The following is a 7,402-nucleotide window of genomic DNA, read 5'->3' on the forward strand; positions in this document are numbered from 1 at the left end:
ACCCCCGCCGTATCGAGATCTCCCCCTGGTTTCAGCCCAACCTATTTGATGGTTAAATGGCCGCGTTATCCTCCCCCCAGCTAGGTGGACCTTCCTGCGGGGCGGGGCGCCCCCCCACGCGCCGCCCGCCCCCAACTTGAGCACCTCCCCACTGGCCGGCGCGAGCAATCGCGCCGGCCTTTTTCTAGATCGCCAATCGCCTGCTGACAGCCTGTTGGCGGCAGGCCTGACCTAGGACTTCCTCTCGCGATCCCGCGGCGGCACTGTCATGCGCCGGACATCATGGAGAGGACCTAGGATGACGCTCAAGGGAAGCTGCCACTGCGGCGCCACCCAGTTCGAAGTGACCGAGGCGCCGGCCAGCGTCACGAGTTGCAACTGCTCGTTCTGCTCCAAGCGCGGGGGCCTGTGGGCCTACTATACGCCCGACCAGTTCAAGCTGACCACGGCCCGCGACCGGGTCTCGACCTATCAGTGGGGCAGCTACACGATCCAGGCGCATTTCTGTGGGATCTGCGGCTGCAGCACCTATGGCGAGAGCCCCGACTGGGTCGACTACAAGCCCGACTTCACCAACATGAAGATCGGCGTCAACGCCAGACTGTTCAACGACTTCGATCTGACCGCCGTGCCGGTGGAGCACGTCGACGGCAAGAACAGCTGGTAGGCTAGAACGCCCCGCCGCGGCCCTGGCCCGCGACGAAGCGGGCCGCGCCGTCGCGGGACTCGCCGGTCCGTAGGGTCTCGCGGCCCAGGTCGGCCTCGGCCAGCGTCGCGGCCTCCCAGTCGAGCGACCACTGGCCGATGGCCGAGAGCCGGTCGTTGCGCAGGCAGGTCTGCGGGAAGGCCGAGATCTGATCAGCGAGCTCCAGGGCGACATCCAGCGCACCGCCGCGCGGCGCTAGCCGGTTGGCCAGGCCGATGGCGTAGGCCTCGTCGGCCTCCACGGGGCGGCCGGTGAGGATCAGGTCCATGGCGCGCGAGTGGCCGATCAGGCGCGGCAGGCGCACGGTGCCCAGGTCGATCAGCGGCACGCCAACGCGGCGGCAAAACACGCCGAACACGGCGCCCTGCGCGGCGACCCGCATGTCGCACCAGGCCGCCACCTCCAGCCCGCCGGCCACCGCGTGGCCCTCGACCGCAGCGATCACGGGCTTGCCGAGCTCCAGCCGCGTGCAGCCCATGGGACCGAAGTCGCCCTCGCGAACCACACGATTGCCCCGCCCCTCGCTGACGCCCTTGAGATCGGCGCCGGCGCAGAAGGCGCCGCCGCGCCCCTGGAGGATCGCCACGTCCAGCGCCGGATCGGCGTCGAAGCCCTTGAACGCGTCGTAGAGGGCCTGGGCCGTGGGCGCGTCCACGGCGTTGCGCCGCTCGGGTCGCTCGATGGTGACGATGGCGGTGCGACCGCGGGTCTCGACGCTGACGGTGTCCATGCTGGGTCTCCCGTTGAGATGACCCACCCTAGCGACTTGCCCGAACGTCAGCCCATGGCGAACCCCGGGATCAGGCGGCGAGGACGATCTCCAGGCCTGTGGAGCCGGCCAGGCCGACGTCGCGCATGCTGGCGCCGGTCAGGATCGCTTTGCTGAAGTCACTGCCGCGCAGGTCGGCGCCGTCGAGGATGGCGCCGGTCAGGTCGGCGCGCTGGGCGATTACGTAGCGCATCTTCGCGCCGTCCAGGTGGGCCGGCGTCAACCGACCGGGACCCAGCGGCAACGGGGCGAACACCGTGTCGCGAAGATCGGCCTTGATCATGTTGGCCCCTATAAGGCGCGCGCCGCGCAGGTCGGCGGAGTCGAGGACCGCGCCGCGCAGGTCGGCGCCCTCGAGATTCGCGCCCTGGAGCTGACTTCCGGTCAGGTCGAGGCCCACCATGATCGCGCCCTTGGCGCTCATGGCGCTGAGCCGCAGGCCGCGCAGCTTGTCGCCCAGCGGCCGGAGGTCCTCACCGTCCAACATGGCGGGACGGCCTTCCTTGCCGCCGGTCCTGCACCAGAGGTGGTTGGACAGCGCCTGATCCAACAAGGACGGCGCCTTGGCCATCGCTTCGGAGGTGGTGACGCCGATTGCGCCCATCATGTTGGTGGCGTCCGACAGCCGCGCGGCGCGGACGTCGACATCGCACAGCACGGTGTTGGAGAGGTTCGCGCCTTCCAGATTGGCGCCAGCCAGGTCGGCGCCGTCGAAAATGGCGCCGGCGAAGTTGGCGTCCTTGCAATTGGCGCGAGACAGCTTGGCGCCCTTCAGCGAGCAATCCGTGAAGTCGGCGGCGTAGGCCGAGGCCTCGTCCATCTGCGATCCGTGCAGGGTGGCGCCGGCCAGCACGGCGTTGTCGAGCTGGCCGTGGCGGCGCTCGTGCGAGAGGGACGACAGGCCCTTGCTGGGATGGGGAATGGCGATCTGGCCGATGCGGAAGTCGGCCTGGGTGAGGTCGGCGCGGCTGAGGTCAGCGCCACGCAGGCAGGCGCCGCGCAGGTCCGCGCGAGCGAGATTCGCCTGACGCAGGTCGGCCTTGCGCAGATCGCAGCCGAAGAGATTGGCCCGCTGCAGGTTGGTCTTCATCAGCTTGGCGCCGTCGAGGATCGAGGCCGAGAGGTCGGCGTCCGACAGGTCGCGCCCGGCGAGATTGGCCCCGGAGAGGTCGACGAAGCGGAGGGCGGCGCGTTTCCCGCCGGGCTTGCCGCTGACGAAACGCTCATGGCCGGCGACGATCATCTCGATCTCGCCCGCAGACAATTTCCGGCGGCCGGTCAGCCCGATGGCGCTCACGAACGATCTCCCTCGACACACAGGACGTCGGTCGTCTACGCGCTCAAGACCGACTGAACGGTTAAGCTCACTGACAGGTGCGCGGTACTGGCGCTAAATGGCGTCTTCCAGGCCTCGGGCGCCCCACTTCTGGGCGTTCGTGAACACGGTCTGCTTGACCATGGCGTTGGTGAAGTTGGCGCGACTGAGGTCGGCGTCGACCAGGATCGCGTGCCGGACGTCAGCGCGTGCGAGGTCAGCGTTCTTCAGGCTCGCCCCGGTCAGGTTGGCCGGAAGCATGCGGTCGGCGCCGATGAGCAGCGGCCCGAGCTGGGCGTCGCGAAGGTCCGCGCCGGAGACCTTGGCGTTCACCAGCCGCACGCCCCGCAGGTCGGCCCGGCGCAGATTGCAGTTGCGCAGGTCCGCGCCGTCCAGTTGCGCGCCTTGAAGTTGAACGCCTTCCATATCGAGCCCGTAGAAGGTCGCGCCCTTGGCCGATAGCGCCGTCAGGTTGAAGCCGCGAATGGACTCCAGGGCCCGCAGATCGGCGTTGTCGAAGACGCTGGGCGTGCCCTCCGCGCCCCCGGTCTCGCACCACTTGGCGTGATCGCGGATCATGGTCTTGTAGGGCAGGTCTTCCACGGACTTGCCCGAGGGTTCGTCGGTCAAGGCGCCGCGCATGTCGGCCTGGCTGACGTTCCAGGCGAAGGTCTTGGCGCCCACGAGAATGCAGTCGCGCATGTCTGCGCCCGCCAGGTCGGCACCGGAGAGGTCGGCGCCGGCCATGTTGGCGCCGGACATGTTGGCCTGCTTGAGGTTGGCCCGGACCATCTTGGCGTCTTTCAGGATCGCGTCGCTGAAGTCGGCCTTAATGGCCATGACGCCCGAAAGGCGCGAGCGCTCCAGGTTGGCGCCGGCCAGGATCGCGCCGCCCGCGTCGCCGACCCGGTTCTGGTGCTCGAGGACGCGCAGACCCTTCTCGCGATCGACCGCGGCGATGGAGCCTTCACGCAGGTCGGCCTCGAACAGGTCGGCGCCGGTGAGGTTGGCGTTGCGCAGGCAGGCGCCGCGCAGGTCGGCCCGGCGCATGGAGGCGTCGGTCAGGTTGGAGTTCTGCAGGTCGGCGCCGAACAGGTTGGCATGATCAAGCCGCACGCCCTGCATGTGGCAGTCAGACAGATTGGCGCCGGTGAAATCGGCGTCGCACAGGTTCTTGCCGCGCAAATCCAGGCCGGAGAGGTCGCGCCAGGCGAAGACGGCGCGGGCGCCGCCGGGCTTGGAGGTCCAGAGACGGTCATGCTTGGCGCAGATCGCCTCCAGCTCAGCCTGTCCGAGCTTGGGCAAATCGGGTGCGGGCGCGGTCTGAATCGACATGCGGAACTTGGGAACCGAGGGAAACTGCGGCCAATACTAGGCGCCCGCAATTAACACGCTCTTTCCGTCACTTAAGCCGGTTAGGGTGAATCGTCGCAGGTCGATATTCGACATAGAGCGCCTGGGCTTCGTCCGCGCAGAGCCCGAGTTGAACGTCGATTCCGGCCGCCGCCAGCCGCTCGGCGCCCTTGCCCGCGGCGAAGGCCGACGGGTCCTCGCAGGCGATCAGGACCCGCGCCACCCCGGCGGCGACCAATCGCTCCGAGCACGAAGGTCCGCCAGAAGACCGCGCGGCGCAGGGCTCCAGGGTGACATAGGCGGTCGCCCCGTGCGCGGCTTGTCCTGCCTGTTCAAGGGCTTGCTCCTCGGCGTGCGGGCGCCCGCCGGCTGAGGTCGCCCCCTCGCCCACGACCTGTCCCGCCCGGACGATCACGCATCCGACCGACGGGTTCGGCGAGGTCAGGCCGAGGTTCGACCGCGCCAGGTCGATGGCGCGGCGCATGTGGTCCTGGTCGGTGGCGCTCATGCCGCCTTGGGCAGGGCGGTGGCGCGGCTCTCATCAAGATAGCGGGCCGCCATCGGCTTAAGACTGGCGTCCAGGTCGATCAGCAGCGGATTGCCGGTGGGAATCTCCACGCCGATGATCCCCTCGTCGCTGAGGCCGTACAAAAGCTTGACGATGGCGCGCAGGGAGTTGCCGTGGGCGGCCACCAGCACGGTCTCGCCGGCCGCGAGATGCGGCGCGATCTCGGCGTCCCAGTACGGGCGGACGCGGTCAAGGGTGGTCTTCAGGCTCTCGGTGTCGGGCAGGGTGGCCCCGGCGTAGCGGCGGTCGCCCGCGAAATCGAACTCGCCGCCCGGCGCCAGCGGCGGCGGCGGAATGTCGTAGGAGCGGCGCCAGATCTTGACCTGATCGTCGCCGTGCTTGGCGGCGGTCTCGGTCTTGTTCAAGCCGGTCAGCCCGCCGTAGTGGCGCTCGTTCAGGCGCCAGTCCGTCGTCTGGGGCACGAACACCTGGCCCGCGCTGGTCAAGGCCAGCCACAGGGTCCGGATGGCGCGTGTGAGCACCGAGGTGAAGGCCCGGTCGATCGTCAGGCCCGCGGCCTTGATCAGCTCCCCGCCCTTGGTCGCCTGGGCCTCGCCCTCGGCGGTCAGGTCCACGTCCACCCAGCCGGTGAAGCGGTCTTCGAGGTTCCACTGGCTCTGGCCGTGGCGGAGGAGGATCAGTTTCGGCAAGCGCTTGGCTCCTTCAGCGATTGGCTGCGGGGCTAAGGGGGCGAACCGCAAGCGTCAAGGCCCGCTGGCCCCTTGTCTAAGCGCCGTCTATATGTGCGCCGATGCTTAATCGCCTCTTCTTCCCGGCGCTCGCGGCGCTCGCCCTCGGCTTGGTGGCGCTCGCCATGGCCTGGCCCCAGGGCCTGGGCGACCGGTCCTGGGGGCCGTTCGGCCACCCGCCCGTCCAGCGCACCCCGGAGATGCAGGCGGCGATGAAGCGTGAGACCGAGGCCTCGGAGCAGCGGCTGAACCAGGCTCGCTCGGCGGTCTCGGACCTGCAGACCCAGGCGATCTCGCCCACCCAATGACGGACCTGCCGATGAGCCAGTTCGACGCCGTCGCGGTGGCCCGCCGCGTGCTGAACACCGAGGCCGACGCCCTGCGGCTGCAGGCCGACGCGCTTGGCCAGGACTTCATCCGCGCCGTCGATATCCTGGGCTCGGCCAAGGGCCGGATCGTCTGCACCGGCATCGGCAAATCCGGGCATGTGGCGCGCAAGATCGCCGCCACCTTCGCCTCCACCGGACAGCCGGCCTTCTTCGTCCACGCCACCGAGGCCAGTCACGGCGACCTGGGCATGATCGGCCAGGACGATGTGATCCTGGCCCTGTCCAAGTCCGGCGAGGTCCGCGAGCTGGCCGACATCCTGGCCTACGCTACCCGCTTCCATATCCCGCTGATCGCCCTCACCGCCGCCCCTGACAGCGCGCTGGGCCGCGCTGCGAGCGTGGTGCTGCAACTGGCCGACGGAACCGAGGCGACAGCAGAGGTCAACGCCCCCACCACCTCCACCACCCTGCAGATCGCGCTCGGCGACGCGCTCGCCGTGGCCCTGCTGGAACGGCGCGGTTTCACGGCCAAGGACTTCAAGACCTTTCATCCCGGCGGCAAGCTCGGCGCGATGCTGCGCACCGTGGGCGACCTGATGCATGGCCAGGATCAGGTGCCCTTGGTCAGGCCCGAGACCCCGATGCGCGAGGCCTTGCTGGTCATGACCGGAAAGACCTGGGGCATCGTCGGCGTCCAAGGGCCGGACGGACGCCTGGTGGGCGTGATCACGGACGGGGACCTGCGCCGCCACTTCGACGACCTGGTGACGCATACCGCGGGCGAGGTGATGACCCCCGGCCCGAAGAAGACCGTGCCGCCTGGCATGCTCGCCTCCGAGGCGCTGGCCCTGATGAGCGATCCGCCGCCTTCGGTCACCGTGTTGTTCGTGGTCGAGGACGGCCGCCCGGTGGGGATCCTGCACGTCCACGACCTGCTTCGCGCCGGCGTGATGTAACGTTTCGGTCTGTCACGAGTTGTTGCGCCGCGTTCGGTAAGTCTTAAGAGCGCACAGCCATTAAACATGACGCCCGACCCATGCGATGGAGTTCCGATGCTGCCCGTCCCACGCGCCGACCTGGTTCCGAATACGATCGAGTACGAGAACACGCCGCTGGTGAAGGCCACCGGCTTTCGCGAATACGACGCGCGCTGGATGTATGGGCCGGACATCAACCTGCTGGGCATCGAGGCGCTGGGCCTGGGGCTCGGCACCTACATCCAGGAACTGGGCCAGACCAAGATCGTCGTCGGCCACGACTACCGGTCCTATTCCACCTCGATCAAGCAGGCCCTAACCCTGGGGCTAGTCTCGGCCGGCTGCGAGGTGGTCGACATCGGCCTGGCCCTGTCGCCGACCGCCTATTTCGCCCAGTTCGAGCTGGACGCCCCCTGCGTGGCCATGGTCACCGCCAGCCACAATGAGAACGGCTGGACCGGGGTGAAGATGGGCGCCGAGCGGCCGCTGACCTTCGGACCCGTCGAGATGGGCCGGTTGAAGGAGATCGTGCTGGGCGGCCAGGGCCAGTCCAGGCCCGGCGGCTCGCTTACCCACGTCCAGGATTTCGCCGAACGCTTCATCGCCGATGTCTCCAGCCGCGTGAACATCAAGCGCCCGCTGAAGGTGGTCTGCGCCTGCGGCAACGGCACGGCCGGCGCCTTCGCCGCCGAGGCC

At 68.9% G+C, this 7,402-nt stretch carries 8 protein-coding genes and 1 pseudogene; 4 read left to right on the forward strand and 5 right to left on the reverse strand.

What is annotated here, in order from left to right; genetic code table 11:
* The first annotated feature begins 298 nt into the window (after positions 1–298).
* Positions 299–667, forward strand: a complete 369-nt coding sequence (locus tag RMO04_RS13630; RefSeq protein WP_309645315.1) for a GFA family protein — start codon at positions 299–301, stop codon at positions 665–667.
* Between the two features lies 1 nt (position 668).
* On the opposite strand, the gene RMO04_RS13635 is transcribed toward RMO04_RS13630, so the two are convergent.
* The 5 genes from RMO04_RS13635 to gpmA form a co-directional block, all read right to left on the reverse strand.
* Positions 669–1,436: a crotonase/enoyl-CoA hydratase family protein gene (locus RMO04_RS13635; protein ID WP_309645316.1), complete on the reverse strand. Its 768-nt coding sequence runs from the start codon at positions 1,434–1,436 to the stop codon at positions 669–671.
* 70 nt (positions 1,437–1,506) lie between these two features.
* Positions 1,507–2,772 carry a pentapeptide repeat-containing protein gene (locus RMO04_RS13640; RefSeq protein WP_309645317.1) on the reverse strand — a complete coding sequence of 422 codons (1,266 nt, stop codon included), beginning with the start codon at positions 2,770–2,772 and terminating at the stop codon, positions 1,507–1,509.
* 93 nt (positions 2,773–2,865) lie between these two features.
* The gene (locus RMO04_RS13645) at positions 2,866–4,125 is read right to left on the reverse strand and encodes a pentapeptide repeat-containing protein (protein WP_309645318.1); all 1,260 of its coding nucleotides are present in this window, start codon (positions 4,123–4,125) and stop codon (positions 2,866–2,868) included.
* A 67-nt stretch (positions 4,126–4,192) separates the two neighbouring features.
* Entirely contained in the window at positions 4,193–4,651 is a 459-nt protein-coding gene (locus tag RMO04_RS13650; RefSeq protein WP_309645319.1) for a bifunctional diaminohydroxyphosphoribosylaminopyrimidine deaminase/5-amino-6-(5-phosphoribosylamino)uracil reductase RibD, read from the reverse strand.
* A complete protein-coding gene (gpmA, locus tag RMO04_RS13655; protein ID WP_309645320.1) occupies positions 4,648–5,361 on the reverse strand; it encodes a 2,3-diphosphoglycerate-dependent phosphoglycerate mutase in 714 nt (237 codons plus the stop codon). The genes RMO04_RS13650 and gpmA overlap by 4 nt, the downstream gene beginning before the upstream one ends.
* Before the next feature lie 101 nt (positions 5,362–5,462).
* On the opposite strand from gpmA, the gene RMO04_RS13660 reads away from it, so the two are divergent.
* The 3 genes and pseudogenes from RMO04_RS13660 to RMO04_RS13670 all read left to right on the forward strand — a co-directional run.
* The gene (locus RMO04_RS13660) at positions 5,463–5,708 is read left to right on the forward strand and encodes a hypothetical protein (RefSeq protein ID WP_309645321.1); all 246 of its coding nucleotides are present in this window, start codon (positions 5,463–5,465) and stop codon (positions 5,706–5,708) included.
* Between the two features lie 11 nt (positions 5,709–5,719).
* Positions 5,720–6,685: a KpsF/GutQ family sugar-phosphate isomerase gene (locus RMO04_RS13665; protein WP_309645322.1), complete on the forward strand. Its 966-nt coding sequence runs from the start codon at positions 5,720–5,722 to the stop codon at positions 6,683–6,685.
* 96 nt (positions 6,686–6,781) lie between these two features.
* A pseudogene (locus RMO04_RS13670) lies at positions 6,782–7,402 on the forward strand (phosphomannomutase/phosphoglucomutase); the annotation flags it as partial.

Origin of the sequence: Phenylobacterium sp. (assembly GCF_031412415.1) — a bacterium.
GTDB lineage: Bacteria > Pseudomonadota > Alphaproteobacteria > Caulobacterales > Caulobacteraceae > Phenylobacterium.

Coding starts and splice junctions, on each gene's coding strand:
- RMO04_RS13630 (WP_309645315.1), top strand. CDS start 299: ATGACGCTCAAGGGAAGCTGCCACTGCGGCGCCACCCAGTTCGAAGTG.
- RMO04_RS13635 (WP_309645316.1), bottom strand. CDS start 1,436: ATGGACACCGTCAGCGTCGAGACCCGCGGTCGCACCGCCATCGTCACC.
- RMO04_RS13645 (WP_309645318.1), bottom strand. CDS start 4,125: ATGTCGATTCAGACCGCGCCCGCACCCGATTTGCCCAAGCTCGGACAG.
- RMO04_RS13650 (WP_309645319.1), bottom strand. CDS start 4,651: ATGAGCGCCACCGACCAGGACCACATGCGCCGCGCCATCGACCTGGCG.
- RMO04_RS13660 (WP_309645321.1), top strand. CDS start 5,463: ATGCTTAATCGCCTCTTCTTCCCGGCGCTCGCGGCGCTCGCCCTCGGC.
- RMO04_RS13665 (WP_309645322.1), top strand. CDS start 5,720: ATGAGCCAGTTCGACGCCGTCGCGGTGGCCCGCCGCGTGCTGAACACC.